13 protein-coding genes are annotated in these 14,290 nt (G+C 61.3%); 7 read left to right on the top strand and 6 right to left on the bottom strand.

Features of this window, described 5'->3' with window-relative positions; all coding sequences use genetic code 11:
- From CAF77_RS00280 to CAF77_RS00260, 5 genes are read left to right on the top strand one after another with little or no spacing between them, the layout of a single operon-like run.
- A complete protein-coding gene (locus CAF77_RS00280) occupies positions 1-1,029 on the top strand; it encodes a DUF5924 family protein (protein WP_064379598.1) in 1,029 nt (342 codons plus the stop codon).
- A 55-nt stretch (positions 1,030-1,084) separates the two neighbouring features.
- Positions 1,085-2,233: an ABC transporter permease gene (locus CAF77_RS00275; RefSeq protein ID WP_064379597.1), complete on the top strand. Its 1,149-nt coding sequence runs from the start codon at positions 1,085-1,087 to the stop codon at positions 2,231-2,233.
- Complete coding sequence (locus CAF77_RS00270; protein ID WP_064379593.1) at positions 2,230-3,033, top strand: ABC transporter ATP-binding protein; 804 nt, start codon at positions 2,230-2,232, stop codon at positions 3,031-3,033. Before CAF77_RS00275 ends, CAF77_RS00270 begins: the two co-directional genes overlap by 4 nt.
- Before the next feature lies 1 nt (position 3,034).
- On the top strand, positions 3,035-3,973 hold the full coding sequence (locus tag CAF77_RS00265; RefSeq protein ID WP_064379592.1) for an MlaD family protein: 939 nt from the start codon (positions 3,035-3,037) through the stop codon (positions 3,971-3,973).
- Complete coding sequence (locus tag CAF77_RS00260; protein WP_064379590.1) at positions 3,970-4,596, top strand: ABC-type transport auxiliary lipoprotein family protein; 627 nt, start codon at positions 3,970-3,972, stop codon at positions 4,594-4,596. Before CAF77_RS00265 ends, CAF77_RS00260 begins: the two co-directional genes overlap by 4 nt.
- 3 nt (positions 4,597-4,599) lie before the next feature.
- On the opposite strand, the gene CAF77_RS00255 is transcribed toward CAF77_RS00260, so the two are convergent.
- The 5 genes from CAF77_RS00255 to CAF77_RS00230 all read right to left on the bottom strand — a co-directional run bounded on the left by CAF77_RS00255 (position 4,600) and on the right by CAF77_RS00230 (position 9,058).
- Positions 4,600-5,829 carry a nucleoside recognition domain-containing protein gene (locus CAF77_RS00255; protein ID WP_064379589.1) on the bottom strand — a complete coding sequence of 410 codons (1,230 nt, stop codon included), beginning with the start codon at positions 5,827-5,829 and terminating at the stop codon, positions 4,600-4,602.
- 216 nt (positions 5,830-6,045) lie between these two features.
- Positions 6,046-7,377 carry a glutamate/aspartate:proton symporter GltP gene (gltP, locus tag CAF77_RS00250; protein WP_064379587.1) on the bottom strand — a complete coding sequence of 444 codons (1,332 nt, stop codon included), beginning with the start codon at positions 7,375-7,377 and terminating at the stop codon, positions 6,046-6,048.
- A gap of 697 nt (positions 7,378-8,074) precedes the next feature.
- On the bottom strand, positions 8,075-8,539 hold the full coding sequence (locus tag CAF77_RS00240; RefSeq protein ID WP_064379586.1) for an inhibitor of vertebrate lysozyme family protein: 465 nt from the start codon (positions 8,537-8,539) through the stop codon (positions 8,075-8,077).
- 2 nt (positions 8,540-8,541) lie between these two features.
- Positions 8,542-8,706 (bottom strand): DUF1328 domain-containing protein, encoded by a 165-nt coding sequence (locus CAF77_RS00235; RefSeq protein ID WP_003177151.1) that lies wholly within the window; start codon positions 8,704-8,706, stop codon positions 8,542-8,544.
- A 67-nt stretch (positions 8,707-8,773) separates the two neighbouring features.
- Positions 8,774-9,058, bottom strand: a complete 285-nt coding sequence (locus tag CAF77_RS00230; RefSeq protein ID WP_064379584.1) for a hypothetical protein — start codon at positions 9,056-9,058, stop codon at positions 8,774-8,776.
- Positions 9,059-9,485: 427 nt separating this feature from the next.
- Here CAF77_RS00230 and algB point away from each other — a divergent pair, with 427 nt between their 5' ends.
- Together algB and CAF77_RS00220 are read left to right on the top strand one after the other, a co-directional pair.
- Entirely contained in the window at positions 9,486-10,832 is a 1,347-nt protein-coding gene (gene algB / locus CAF77_RS00225; protein ID WP_007954049.1) for a sigma-54-dependent response regulator transcription factor AlgB, read from the top strand.
- 10 nt (positions 10,833-10,842) lie between these two features.
- The gene (locus tag CAF77_RS00220; protein ID WP_064379583.1) at positions 10,843-12,633 is read left to right on the top strand and encodes a KinB sensor domain-containing domain; all 1,791 of its coding nucleotides are present in this window, start codon (positions 10,843-10,845) and stop codon (positions 12,631-12,633) included.
- Here the strand turns inward: CAF77_RS00220 and CAF77_RS00215 are convergent.
- Entirely contained in the window at positions 12,630-14,246 is a 1,617-nt protein-coding gene (locus tag CAF77_RS00215) for an EAL domain-containing protein (RefSeq protein ID WP_011331772.1), read from the bottom strand. The two genes, CAF77_RS00220 and CAF77_RS00215, sit on opposite strands and share 4 nt — an antisense overlap.
- Positions 14,247-14,290 lie beyond the last annotated feature (44 nt).

The raw sequence follows: 14,290 nt of genomic DNA, 5'->3' as shown, positions 1-14,290 counted from the left end.
ATGTCTAAATTGACCCTCCTGATCCAGCGCATTCTCGAACTGATGAAGCGCTACCCCGGGGTCATTGCGCTCGGTGGTTTCATCTCCGGGGTCGGCAGCTTCATTCTGGTCGACCGGCAACAGGGGCTGGCGAGCTGGATCACCACGATCATGCTGCTGAGCTGGATCTGGCTGATGCTGGAAAACAGCCTGACCAAACTGTTCACGCGGATCTTCAAACGGGAAATCCCCCAGCCGCTGCTGCGTTACGCGACGCAGATGATCCACCAGGAAAGCCTGTTTTTCGTCCTGCCGTTCTTCTTCATCACCACCACCTGGAACAGCGGCCAGCTGTTTTTCACCGGGCTGCTGTGCATCGCGGCGCTGATCTCGATCGTCGACCCGCTCTACTACAAGTGGCTGGCGCCACGGCGCTGGGCGTTCCTCGCGCTGCACACCCTGACACTGTTCGCCGCTCTGCTCACGGCGCTGCCGGTGATCATGCACCTGACCACTTCGCAGAGCTTCAAATGGGCGCTGGGGATTGCGGTGGTGTTGTCGTTCCCGAGCCTGGCGTCGATCTTCCCGATCCGCACCGTGCGCAACGCGCTGGCGATCCTCAGCATCACCATCGGGATCGGCGGCGTGGGCTGGGTCCTGCGTTCATGGGTGCCGCCAGCGACGCTGTGGATGACCGACGTGGCGATCAGCACCCAGGTGCAGGACCGGGTTCCGGGCGCCAGCCTCAAGGAAGTCAGCGCCGAACAGATTCGTGGCGGCGGGCTCTACGCCTACACCGCGATCAACGCGCCGCGCGGGCTCGATGAGCGGATTTATCACGTCTGGCAGTTCAACGGCAAAGAGGTCGACCGCATCGCCCTCGACATTCACGGCGGGCGCAAGGAAGGCTACCGGGCCTGGACCCACAAACAGAATTTCCCCGGCAACCCGGCGGGCAAGTGGCAGGTGCGGGTGTTGACCGAGGACGGACAGGTGATCGGCGTGCTGCGCTTCAAGGTCACGGACAGCACACCGACCAAAGAAAAGTAACCGGGTTCGTGCTATTACGTAGGTTCGTCTCAAAAGCCGAACAAGCACGGAGCTTATGACCAGCAGCCCAACGACCGGCAGTGCCCGCCTGGACACCTCGATCACCCCTGCCCGCCTGCGGGTGACCGGGGACTGGACGCTTGCCCATTACGCCGAGCTCAAGCAACTGAGCGAAACGCTCCACGGCCAGTACGACGCCAACACTCCCATCGATCTCAACGGCCTCGGCGCCCTCGACACCGCCGGCGCGTCGCTGCTGGTGGAACTGCTCGGCTCCGAGCGGCTGGGCAAATCCGCCGAACACCCCGACTGCACGATTTCCAGCGCCGACCGCGCCTTGCTGCAAACCGTGTATCGCTCGCTGACCGACTTCTGCGTGCCGATCAAGGAACCGGAAATCAGCGTCAGCGTGCAACTGCTGACGCGCATCGGTCGGGCCGTCGACACGGTCTGGCAGGACACCCTGCAATTGCTCGGCTTCGTCGGCCTGATCCTCGAAACCATCGCCCGCAGCCTGTTCCGCCCCAAGCGCTGGCGGATCACGCCGATGATTGCGCACATCGAACAGACCGGCCTCGACGCCGCGCCCATCGTGGCGTTGCTGACCTTTCTGGTGGGGGCCGTGGTGGCGTTCCTCGGGGCGACGGTACTGGCCAGTTTCGGCGCCAGCGTGTTCACCGTGGATCTGGTCGGCTTCGCCTTCCTGCGCGAGTTCGGTGTGTTGCTCACAGCGATCCTGATGGCCGGTCGTACGGCCAGTGCCTTCACCGCGCAGATCGGCTCGATGAAGGCCAACGAGGAAATCGACGCGATTCGCACCCTCGGCCTCGATCCCATGGAATTGCTGGTGGTGCCGCGGGTGCTGGCGCTGCTGGTGGCGCTGCCGATGCTGACCTTTCTGGCGATGATCTGCGGGATTGTCGGCGGCGCGGTGGTCTGCGCGGTGTCGCTGGATATCTCGCCGGCGATGTTCCTGTCGCTGCTGCAAAGCGACATAGGGATTCAACATTTCCTGGTGGGCCTGGTCAAAGCCCCGATCTTTGCGTTCCTGATCGCCGCCATCGGCTGTCTGGAAGGCTTCAAGGTCAGCGGCAGCGCCGAATCGGTCGGCGCCCACACCACCTCCAGCGTGGTGCAATCGATTTTCGTGGTGATCGTGCTCGATGCGGTCGCCGCGTTGTTCTTCATGGAGATGGGCTGGTGAGTCGTCTACCCCGCGCGCCCTCCGAGGCGGTGATCGAAGTTCGTGGCCTGTGCAATCGCTTCGGCCACCAGAGCGTGCACGAGAACCTCGACCTCGACTTGTACAAAGGCGAGATCCTGGCCGTGGTCGGCGGTTCCGGCAGCGGTAAATCGGTGCTGCTGCGCAGCATCGTCGGCCTGCGCCGGCCCAGCGAAGGCATGGTCAAGGTGTTCGGCCAGAACCTGCCGAGCCTGGCGGAGCATGAGCGTTCGCTGATCGAGCGGCGCTTCGGTGTGCTGTTCCAGAAGGGCGCGCTGTTCTCGTCGCTGACCGTCACCGAGAACGTCGCCCTGCCCCTCATCGAACACGCCGGGCTCAGCCGCGACGACGCCGAGCATCTGGCGGCAGTGAAGCTGGCGCTGGCCGGGCTGCCGCTGTCGGCGGCGGACAAGTACCCGGCCTCACTGTCCGGTGGGATGATCAAGCGCGCGGCGCTGGCCCGGGCGCTGGCGCTGGATCCGGACATCCTGTTTCTCGACGAACCCACCGCCGGCCTCGATCCGATTGGCGCGGCGCAGTTCGACCAATTGATCCTGACCCTGCGCGACGCGCTGGGCCTGAGCGTGTTTCTGGTGACCCACGACCTCGACACGCTCTACACCATCACCGACCGCGTCGCGGTACTGGCGCAGAAGAAAGTGCTGGTGGCGGGCCCCATCGACGTGGTCTCGGAAACCGACGACGCTTGGATTCACGAATATTTCCACGGCCCTCGCGGCCGCTCGGCGCTGGACGCCGCCACACAGCTCAACGAGGTCTGACATGGAAACCCGAGCCCATCATGTACTGATCGGCCTGTTCACGGTGATTGTGGTGGCAGGCGCCCTGCTCTTCGGCCTGTGGCTGGCCAAGTCCAGTGTCGATACCGAGTTCAAGGATTACGAAGTCGTCTTCAACGAGGCGGTCAGCGGTCTGTCCCGGGGCAGTCCGGTGCAGTACAGCGGGATCAAGGTCGGCGACGTGGTCAGCCTGCGCCTCGACCCGAAGGACCCGCGTCGAGTGCTGGCACGCATTCGCCTGGCCGGCGACACGCCGGTCAAGGAAGACACCGAGGCCAAACTGGCCTTGGCCGGGATCACCGGCACCTCGATCATCCAGCTCAGCGGAGGCACGCCGCAAAGTCCGAAACTCAAGGGCCATGACGGCAACCTGCCGACCATCGTCGCCTCGCCCTCGCCCATTTCGCGGCTGCTCAGCGACAGCAACGATTTGATGAGCGGGGTCACGACGTTGCTCAGTAATGCCAATCAGATGTTCTCTGCCGACAACATCGAGCGCGTGAGCAAGACCCTCGAGCATCTGGAGCAGACCACCGGCTCGATCAACGATCAGCGCGGCGACCTGCGTCAGGCCATGCAGCAACTGGCGACGGTGGGCAAACAGGCGGGCAACATGCTCGAACAGACGTCCGCGCTGATGCGCAACGCCAACGGCCTGCTCAACGATCAGGGTAAACAGGCGCTCGGCAGTGCCGAACAGGCGATGAAATCCCTGGAGCAAAGCAGCGTCACCATCAACGGCCTGCTCAGCAAGAATCAGAATTCCCTCGACAGCGGCATGCAGGGCCTCAACGGCCTGGCCCCGGCGATCCGCGAACTGCGCGAGACCCTGAACTCGCTGCGCGCCATTTCCCAACGCCTGGAGGCCAACCCCAGCGGTTACCTGCTGGGCAGTGACAAGAACAAGGAGTTCACGCCATGAAGCTGACTCGCCTCGCCCTCCTCGCCGGCTTCACGCTGATCGGCGCGTGCTCGATCCTGCCCAAGTCCGAACCGCTGGACGTCTACCGTTTGCCGGCCGCACAGGCGCCCGCCTCGGCCGGTTCGGCATCTACGCAGCACTGGTCGCTGCGCCTGAACAAACTGCAGGCCAGCGAAGCGCTGAACCGACCAAGCATCGCGGTGATTCCTCAGGGCGATGTGATCAGCAGCTACAAGGCCTCGCGCTGGAGCGATCCGGCGCCGGTGCTGGTGCGTAACCGCTTGCTCGATGGTTTTCAGCGCGATGGCCGAGTATCGCTGTTGAGCACCGACGACAGCAATTTCCAGGCAGACCTGGAACTGGGCGGCAGCCTGCAGGCGTTTCAGACCGAGTATCAGGGCACACAGGCCAGCGTGGTGGTGCGTGTCGATGCGTTGCTGGTGCGCGGTTACGACCAGCGGATTCTCGCCAGTCGCCGCTTTGAAGAGCGTCAGCCGCTCAGTGATGTGAAGGTTCCGGCGGTGGTGGCCGGATTCGGGCAGGCCAGTGATCGTCTAACCGCGAAGGTGGTGGCGTGGGCGGTGGAGCAAGGGCAGAAGGTTGCCCCACCTGCCCGGCCTTGAGGCTTAACCGAAGAACCAGTAGCAGACACCGATAGCGCCGAGCACGCCCGCGAGTTCGGCCAGCAGCGCACAACCCACGGCATGCCGGGCGCGCTGGATGCCCACCGCGCCGAAGTACACCGCCAATACGTAGAACGTGGTTTCGGTGCTGCCCTGGATCGTTGCGGCCACCAGTGCCGGGAAGCTGTCCACGCCCGAGGTCTTCATCGTCTCGATCAGCATCGCCCGGGCGGCGCTGCCGGAGAACGGTTTGACCATCGCAGTCGGCAGCGCATCGACGAAGCGCGTGTCCCACCCTGCCCACTCCACCAGATGGCGGATGCCGTCGAGGCCGAAGTCCAGCGCGCCCGATGCGCGCAATACGCCGATCGCGCAGAGCATCGCCACCAGATACGGCAGCAGGTTCTTGGCCACGTCGAAACCTTCCTTCGCACCTTCGACGAAGGCCTCGTAGACCTTCACCTTGCGCAAGGCGCCGATCATCAGGAACAGCATGATCAGGCCGAACAGCGTCAGGTTGCCGAGGATCGACGACAGCCCCGCCAGCGCGGTGGCCGACATTGTCGCGAGCAACGCCATGAAGCCGCCGAGGATCAGCGCGCCGGGAATCAGGTAAGCCAGCACCACCGGGTCCCAGACCCGCAGGCGCTGCATGAACGCCACCGACAGGAAGCCGACGATGGTCGAGCAACTGGTGGCCAGCAGGATCGGCAGGAACACCAGCGTCGGGTCCGGCGCGCCTTGCTGGGCGCGGTACATGAAGATCGTCACTGGCAACAGGGTCAGGGACGACGCGTTGAGCACGAGGAACAGGATTTGCGCGTTGCTGGCGATGGTCGAGCTGGGGTTGAGCTCTTGCAGCGCCTTCATGGCTTTGAGGCCGATCGGCGTGGCGGCATTGTCCAGGCCCAGGCCGTTGGCGGCGAAGTTCAGGGTGATCAGGCCCAGCGCGGGATGTCCGGCTGGAACTTCCGGCATCAGCCGCAGGAACAGTGGCCCGAGCACTTTGGCCAGCCATTCAACGATGCCGGCCTTTTCGGCAATGCGCAGGAAACCCAGCCACAGGGTCAGCGTGCCGAACAGCAGCACCATGACTTCGACCGATAGCTTGGCCATGGCAAAAATGCTTTCCACCATCGCCGCGAAGATCCCGGCGTTGCCGCCGATCAGCCATTGCCCCAGCGCCGAAACGGCTGCCACGACGAAGAAGCCAAGCCACAGGCCATTAAGCATCAGTCAAATCCCCCGGAAGATGCGGCGAATGATAGCGGGGCTGCCAGAAACGACAAACCCCGGATTTCTCCGGGGTTTGTTGGTAAGGCTTGCATCAACCACTGTGGGAGCGGCGGTGCGACGACTCGACTTGCCCGCGATGGCGGTGTTCATTCAGCGAATATGTTGAATGTGCGCACCTCATCGCTGGCAAGCCAGCTCCCACAGGGTGTTGCATCAGTTTTTGGAGATTTCACCGGCCGGCAGTTTTTCCTTGCTGCGCCAGTGCGGCAGCGAGTTCCAGTAGCGCTGGCCCTTGGCGTCGTCGTACATGCCTTCCCAACGGGCGATGACCAGTACGGCGAGGGCGTTGCCGATCACGTTCAGGGCGGTACGCGCCATGTCCATCACACGGTCGACACCGGCGATGAACGCCAGGCCTTCCAGTGGAATGCCGACGCTGCCCAGAGTGGCCAGCAATACCACGAAGGACACGCCCGGTACGCCGGCGATACCTTTGGAGGTAACCATCAGGGTCAGGACCAGCAGCAGTTGCTGGCTGATGGACAGGTCGATGCCGTACAGCTGAGCGATGAAGATCGCCGCGATGGACTGGTACAGGGTCGAGCCGTCGAGGTTGAACGAGTAGCCGGTCGGTACTACGAAGCTGCAGATGGCTTTCGGTGCGCCGTAGGCTTCCATCTTCTCGATCACCCGTGGCAGCACGGTTTCCGAGGAAGCGGTGGAGTAAGCCAGCACCAGCTCATCCTTGAAGATGCGCATCAGCTTGATCACCGAGAAACCGAACATCTTGGCGATCAGGCCCAGAATCACGAAGGCGAAGAAAGCGATGGCGACGTAAACCAGGATCACCAGCTTGGCCAGCGGCAGCAGCGAGGCGAAACCGAAGTTGGCCACGGTCACCGCGATCAGGGCGAATACGCCGATCGGGGCGTAGTTCATGATCATGTGGGTGACTTTGAACATGCTTTCCGAGACGCCCTGGAACATCTTCACCAGCGGCTCGCGCAGGTCAGACTGCAGGCTCGACAGACCGAGACCGAACAGTACGGAAAAGAAGATGATCGGCAGCATCTCGCCGCGGGCCATGGCCGCGAAGATGTTCGACGGGATCAGGTTGAGGATGGTCTCGATGAACGCGTGTTCATGCTGCACTTCGGCGGCGGTCGCCTGGTACTTGGAGATGTCCACAGTGCCCAGGGTGCTCATGTCGATGCCGGCACCCGGGTGGAACAGGTTGGCCAGCAGCAGGCCGACAACGATGGCGATGGTGGTGACGATTTCGAAGTAGATGATGGTCTTCAGGCCGATGCGCCCGAGCTTCTTGGCGTCGCCCACGCCGGCGATGCCGACGATCAGGGAAGAGATAACGATCGGGATCACGATCATTTTGATCAGACGGATAAAGATATCGCCTGCCGGTTGCAGGACATTGCTGATCCACCAGGCCTTTTCGGCACTGAAGTGGTTGAGCAACGCACCGATTGCAATTCCCAATACCAGACCGATGAGGATCTGCCAGGCGAGGCTAAGCTTTGCCTTCTTCATTATCTTTACCCTTACTTGCGTTTGACTCAGGCACATGCAGGAACTGGAACGCTCATCAGCGGAAAAGTCTGTGCATCTGCCTCCGTATAAGGTGCCCCGAAGCGCGTGTTTACGGCTCTCCGGCAGGCGAAAAAAGGCGCAACTATTCCGATGCAAGGTTGCGCCGTCTAATGCCGTAAACGCCTACCCTATGCCGAATCGGCATGAGCTTTTTTAAATGAAACTGGCGTCCCAACCGGTTCGAATACGACATTTCGGCAGGCATAAGTGCCGTGAACCGGCCATTACAGCGTAGGTTGGTTATTTTTTGAACGAGTGATTTCGACGAAAAATTTAGGAAAAAGCCTACGTTCGGAAACTAAATGTCCGACTTGGTGGATCGACTCTTTCTCGATATACGGTCGCCAGGAAACACCGCGAAATGCTTTCGCACGCAGTGTGGGCGATAAAAATGAAGAGCAGAACGCTCTGGATCAACGTTTTGTCACGTTGAAAGCTCAGCGCAAGTCCGTCAAACCGCTTCGGCTGGCGAACTTGCGTCGCAGCTTTTACCCTGACCTGGCCCTCATCGCAGGCACTCCCTGTACCCGTAGGTCACTCCGACCCTGCAACAGTCAGAACATCCCGGCCCCCTGGTCATGCGCCGGCCTTCCTCGGGCCGACGCAATGGAGGACAGCCTTTCGGCTGTCCTCGTGTTCAATACCAGTTCGGATCTTTCTTCAGCGTTTCCATCAGAAGATCCTGCATGCCCTGATCGGGTTTGCCGAGGAAGCGGTAAGTGGCATGTCGCGTGGGCGACTTGTCGGCCGGCAATCCTTCGGGCACATCCACAAGCATGGCGTAAGCGTCTTTCTTGTCGAAGCTGAAGGCGACGATCAAGCGATGGTTCATGCACTTGTCTGCGGATTCGCAGAGCGGGCCGACCAGATACTTGTCGCCATCTTCGGTCACGGCATTCATCTGCTGGTCAGGCGTGCCGGACAGGTTCATCACCCATTCCGGCAGGCGTTCTTCCTTCTTCACCACGCCTTCCCAGGTTTCCCTGTATTGCGGGTCTGAACTCAACAGTTCGTTGACCCGCGTCTGGCCGTCATTGGCCGCAATCGCCAAGGCACTACCGCCCAGAAGCAGGGCGGCTGCCAATGTCTTTAAACCCTTCATGTTCAACCTCGACCGCGACGGCCAAAGAAGAAGGAAGCGATGAACATCACCAGGAACACGACAAAGAGAATCTTGGCGATACCCGTGGCGGTGCCCGCGATACCACCGAAGCCCAGTACTGCGGCGATGATGGCAATGATCAGGAATGTGATTGCCCAGCTCAACATGGTGATTCTCCTTGCTTCTATTTAGGGATGTTGCCGGTCTCGGCGCAGCGGCGCCCAGATTCGTTGATCAGAAAACCCAGCGTTCTTCACGGGGCATGTCGCCCATTGGCTGTGGCTGGTCGACGTCCATCATGCGCATCGCGCCGTTGTCGGCCTGGCTGTTGCTGACGGCGCTGAAGTGCGTCTGCGTCGCGTGTTGCATGGAAATCAGGGGCTCAGTCTGCTGGCTCTGCTCCCAGCGCAGATATTGCTGGCAGGCGATCAAAGTGATCAGCAGCGCAAGTGCGCCAAACAGGGCCTGCTGCAAGTGCAGTGGCGAGATACGCATTTGGGCGGCACGTGGGCGAGTCATCCTGGGTTCCTCACTCTTGTTCGATTGGGGCAGTGCATATCTGCCCGGGCTGAAAGAGATATTGCAGCCTGCGTGCCAGCTTTTTTGTTTGGAAAAAACCAATAAAATCAGCTAGTTACAAACGGTATGAAAATTCCTGACGACGCATCCTGCACGATGGTCCGCATAGGGTCGTGCGTAATGCACGATTATTTCGTAGGAGAAATCATTATTTTTGAATTGAGGACAGGGTACGGATGTCAGAAAAGTAGGCAGGAAACCGACCTGAAACTGTGCGATGTTTAAAAAACCAATGAAATCAGTTGATTAGCCGTTAGGGCAGGAGAGAGCTACCCTGCTATGACTGGAATCGATCAGAATCAACCATGCAACTTGCCCGATTTTTCCGGGACTAACCCAAGACATTCACTTATGGAGCGTAGGAAAAATGGAATCAGCCACTGAGCACCAAGGCCGCATTCTGCTGGTGGACGATGAATCCGCCATCCTGCGAACCTTTCGTTATTGCCTCGAAGACGAAGGTTATACCGTCGCCACCGCCAACAGCGCGGCTCAGGCTGACGCGCTGCTGCAACGCCAGGTGTTCGACCTGTGCTTCCTTGATTTGCGCCTGGGTGAAGACAACGGCCTGGATGTATTGGCGCAGATGCGCATTCAGGCGCCGTGGATGCGGGTGGTGATCGTCACCGCGCATTCGGCCGTCGATACTGCGGTAGACGCGATTCAGGCCGGCGCTGCCGATTATCTGGTCAAACCGTGCAGCCCGGATCAATTGCGCCTTGCAACAGCCAAGCAGCTTGAAGTGCGCCAGCTGTCGGCGCGTCTGGAAGCCCTCGAAGGCGAGATCCGCAAACCCAAGGACGGCCTCGATTCCCACAGCCCGGCGATGAAAGTCGTACTGGAAACAGCGCGGCAAGTGGCGGGCACCGACGCCAACATCCTGATCCTGGGTGAGTCGGGCACGGGTAAAGGTGAACTGGCCCGAGCCATTCACGGCTGGAGCAAGCGCGAGAAGAAATCCTGCGTCACCATCAATTGCCCGTCGCTGACCGCCGAACTGATGGAAAGCGAGCTGTTCGGTCACAGTCGTGGCGCCTTCACCGGGGCTAGCGAAAGCACCCTGGGTCGCGTCAACCAAGCCGATGGAGGTACGCTGTTTCTTGACGAGATCGGCGATTTTCCCCTGACATTGCAACCCAAGTTGCTGCGTTTCATTCAGGACAAGGAATATGAGCGGGTAGGGGATCCGGTCACCCGCCGCGCCGATGTGCGCATCCTTGCCGCCACCAACCTTAACCTTGAGGACATGGTGCGCGACGGACGTTTCCGCGAAGACCTGCTCTATCGCCTGAACGTCATCACCCTGCATCTGCCGCCGCTGCGTGAGCGGGCCGAAGACATCCTGACCCTGGCCGACCGTTTCCTCGCCCGTTTCGTGAAGGAGTATGCGCGTCCGGCACGGGGCTTCAGCGACGAGGCTCGCGAAGCACTGCTGGGCTACCGTTGGCCCGGCAACATCCGTGAGCTGCGCAACGTGGTCGAGCGCGCGAGCATCATTTGCCCGCAGGAACGGGTGGAAATCAGCCACCTCGGCATGGCCGAGCAACCGGCCAACAACGCGCCACGGGTCGGCGCCGCGCTGAGCCTCGACGAGCTGGAAAAGGCTCACATCGGCGCAGTACTGGCGACCGCCGGGACCCTCGATCAGGCTGCCAAGACTCTGGGGATCGACGCCTCGACCCTGTATCGCAAGCGCAAGCAGTACAACCTGTGAGCATCCGCCGATGAAACTGGCGATGAAGTTGCGGACTCGCTTGTTCCTGAGCATTTCCGCGCTGATCACCGTGGCCTTGCTCGGGCTGATGCTCGGGCTGGTCAGTGTGATGCAGATGGCCGGCACTCAGGAGGCGCTGATCCGCAACAACTTTGTCACCCTGGATCTGGGGCTCAAGCTGCGCCAGACACTCGGCGATCAACTGATCATGATGCTCGCCGAAAAGCCCGATCCCGTGGCGTTCGAAGCGTCCAAGCAGCATTACTTCCAGTTGCTCGATGAAGGCATCGCTCAGGAACAGAAAGACGATGACCGTCAGTATGGTTTCAGTCAGGCCAAAGCCGATTACCTGAGCTTTCTCGAGGCGTTCGACATCACCCGAGACCCGGCCGCCGCCCTGAGTGGTGGGGGTGATTTGCGTGAACGGTTCAACACCCTGCGCAACGGGTTGATCACCGAACACAAACACGCGCTGAACAACATCAATTCGGTCCAGCACGCCGCTCGCGACCGCGCGTTGCTGATCGCCGGCCTGTTGGGACTGGTGGGGCTGGCAGTGCTGATCATTGGCTTCGTTACCGCCCAGGGCATTGCTCGGCGTTTTGGTGCGCCGATCGAAGCGCTGGCCAAGGCGGCGGACAATATCGGCCAAGGCAATTTCGAAGTGACACTGCCAGTGTCCTCGGCGATGGAGATCAACCTGCTGACCCGGCGCTTCGGGCTCATGGCCGAAGCCCTGCGCGAACATCAGGCGACCAACGTCGACGAATTGCTTGCCGGCCAGCAGCGTCTGCAAGCGGTACTCGACAGCATCGATGACGGTTTGTTGATGATCGACCGTCAGGGTCGACTGGAACACTTGAACCCGGTGGCCCAGCGGCAGCTGGGCTGGGACAGCGATCGCTTCGGCGAGGGCCTCGGCACGGCGCTTCAGCGACCCGAGCTGGATGCACAACTGCAATTGGTACTGCGCGGCGGCACCCTTGAACGGGCACCGGAAGATTTGAGCATCGAGGTTGATGGCGAATCGCGCCTGCTGACCTACAGCCTGACGCCCGTCAGTCATACCCAGGGACATATCCTCGGTGCTGTGATGGTCTTGCATGACGTCACCGAGCAACGCGCCTTCGAGCGGGTACGCAGCGAGTTTGTCCTGCGTGCGTCTCACGAATTGCGCACACCGGTCACGGGCATGCACATGGCGTTCGGGCTGTTTCGCGAACGGGCCAAGTTTCCTGAGGAGTCTCGGGAGTCCGACCTGCTCGACACGGTTAATGAGGAAATGCAGCGCCTGATGCAGCTGATCAACGATCTGCTGAACTTCTCGCGCTATCAGAGTGGTTTGCAAAAACTCACGTTGGCGCCTTGCTCCATCGAGGAACTGCTGGAGCGGGCGCGTTTGCGTTTCGCCGATTCAGCAGCGCAGAAGGGCGTTGCCCTGAATGTCGAAGCGCAGGGCCCGCTGCCACGCTTGCAGGCGGATCAGGCGCAGCTCGATCGAGTCCTCGACAACCTGATCGACAACGCCTTGCGCCACACGGCGCGCGACGGGCTGATCCGCTTGCAGGCCCGTCGCCATGGCGAGCGGGTGATCATCAGCGTCGAAGACAACGGCGAAGGGATTGCCTACGGTCAGCAAGGGCGGATTTTCGAACCCTTCGTCCAGGTCGGCAGGAAAAAGGGCGGGGCCGGGCTTGGCCTGGCGCTGTGCAAGGAGATCGTCCAGCTGCACGGTGGGCGGATGGGCGTTTACTCGCGGCCGGGGCAGGGTACGCAGTTCTACATGGCGCTGGCGGTCTAGGCCTCGTCGTCGAGCCGGCGTCCGGCGAGCCGCCGTCCACGGGTGATCAGCTCAATGAATTGCACGGCGCTCAGGGCATGAGCGAACAGCCAGCCTTGACCGAACTTCACCCCTTCGCTGCTCAGTAGCGCCGCTTGTGACTCGAATTCGATCCCTTCGGCAATCACCTTGAGATCCAGCGCCTGAGCCATGTGAATGATGTGCGGCGCGACACCGCTGCTGGCGGCGTCATGGCCGAGTGCGTCGATGAATGCCTTGTCGATCTTCAGGCAGTCCACCGGCAAGGTTTGCAGGTACGCCAGGCTGCAATAACCGGTGCCGAAATCGTCGATCAGCACCTGGTGTCCGACATCCCGCAGCGCCTGCAGATTCTCCCGGGCCACTACCACATCGATCAGGCCGCGTTCAGTCACCTCGAAAGCAATTTGCCGCGCGGCAACCCGGTGCAGGGTCAACAGCCGCGCCATGACCTGGCCGATGCGCGGCACCATCACGTCGCAGGCAGCCAGGTTCACCGAGATGTACAGCTGCGGATTGGCCCGCAGCAACTGGCCGAGCTGCTCGAGCAAGCGTTGCAGGACGAAGTCGGTCATCTGGCGAATCTGCCCGGTGTTCTCGGCCATCGGGATGAACAGGTCGGGGCTGGTCAGCGTGCCGTCCGGCCGGCGCCAGCGCAGCAAGGCTTCGGCGCCGACGCAGTTGCGACTGTCGAGATCGAAGATTGGTTGATAAAGCACCTGCAACTCGCCCCGGCGGATTGCGCCGTGCAGCTCGGCATCCAGCGATTGGCGCTGGCGGACGATCCAGAACACCAGAACGCCGACAAACGCCCCAAGCACGAGGCAGAACGGCACCATCCACCACCAGAGCTCCGGAATGTGCATGCCCGTGCGTGGGCTGATCAGCACCAGTTGGTATTCCGGGTTGTCGGTGGGCATGCGATAGATCAGGTGCGACTGGGTAACTTGCAGCGCATTCGGGGTTTTCGGCGGCCAGGGCTCGGTGGGTGGCCAGGCCTGTGGCACGCCAAGTACCGGAATCGCTCGGGTTCCATGATCCAGCACCACCAGCAGACTGCTGCCGGGCGACAGATCAACCATGTCGGTCAGATGCCCGCGTGAGGTGGCCACGCGAAAGTTGCCGCGCCCGAGCATCAGGGCAGCGCGGTTTTCATCGGGTTCGGTGGTGGTGTTCAGCCAGTAGCTGTAGGTCGGGCCTTTGATGTCCGGCGGGCGAATGACCGACAGGCCTTCCTGGCGTGGACGGTTGGAGCAGATCCGCGTGGCGTCCATGTAAGCGGCTTCGTAGACGAAGCGATAGTTGAACGTCACTTGCTGCAACGTGGCGATCATTTCGTCGTCGCAACTGCGCAAGGGCTGGGCTTCGAGGTCGTCGAGGCTTTCGCGCAACTGGCCGAACAGTTGCTCAAGGCGCGCCAGGAACCGCTCGCCCTGAGCGTTCATTTCCTGGCTTTCGCTTTGTTCGACCTGGCGCATGGCCACGAACAGCCCACCGGTGATCAGCAGGCTCGCACTGAGGACAGCCGCGATCATCGCCAGAAACCAGGGGCGATAAAACCAGCTACGCAGCGTCTCTCGGGTAGCAACCATCATGGATATCCGAAGAATTACCAATGAGTTATAGCTGCTGATTGCGA

The sequence above is a fragment of the Pseudomonas sp. R15(2017) genome (genome assembly GCF_002112685.1).
Classification (GTDB): Bacteria; Pseudomonadota; Gammaproteobacteria; order Pseudomonadales; family Pseudomonadaceae; genus Aquipseudomonas; species Aquipseudomonas glycinae.
This window is presented reverse-complemented; position numbering and strand designations above follow the sequence as displayed.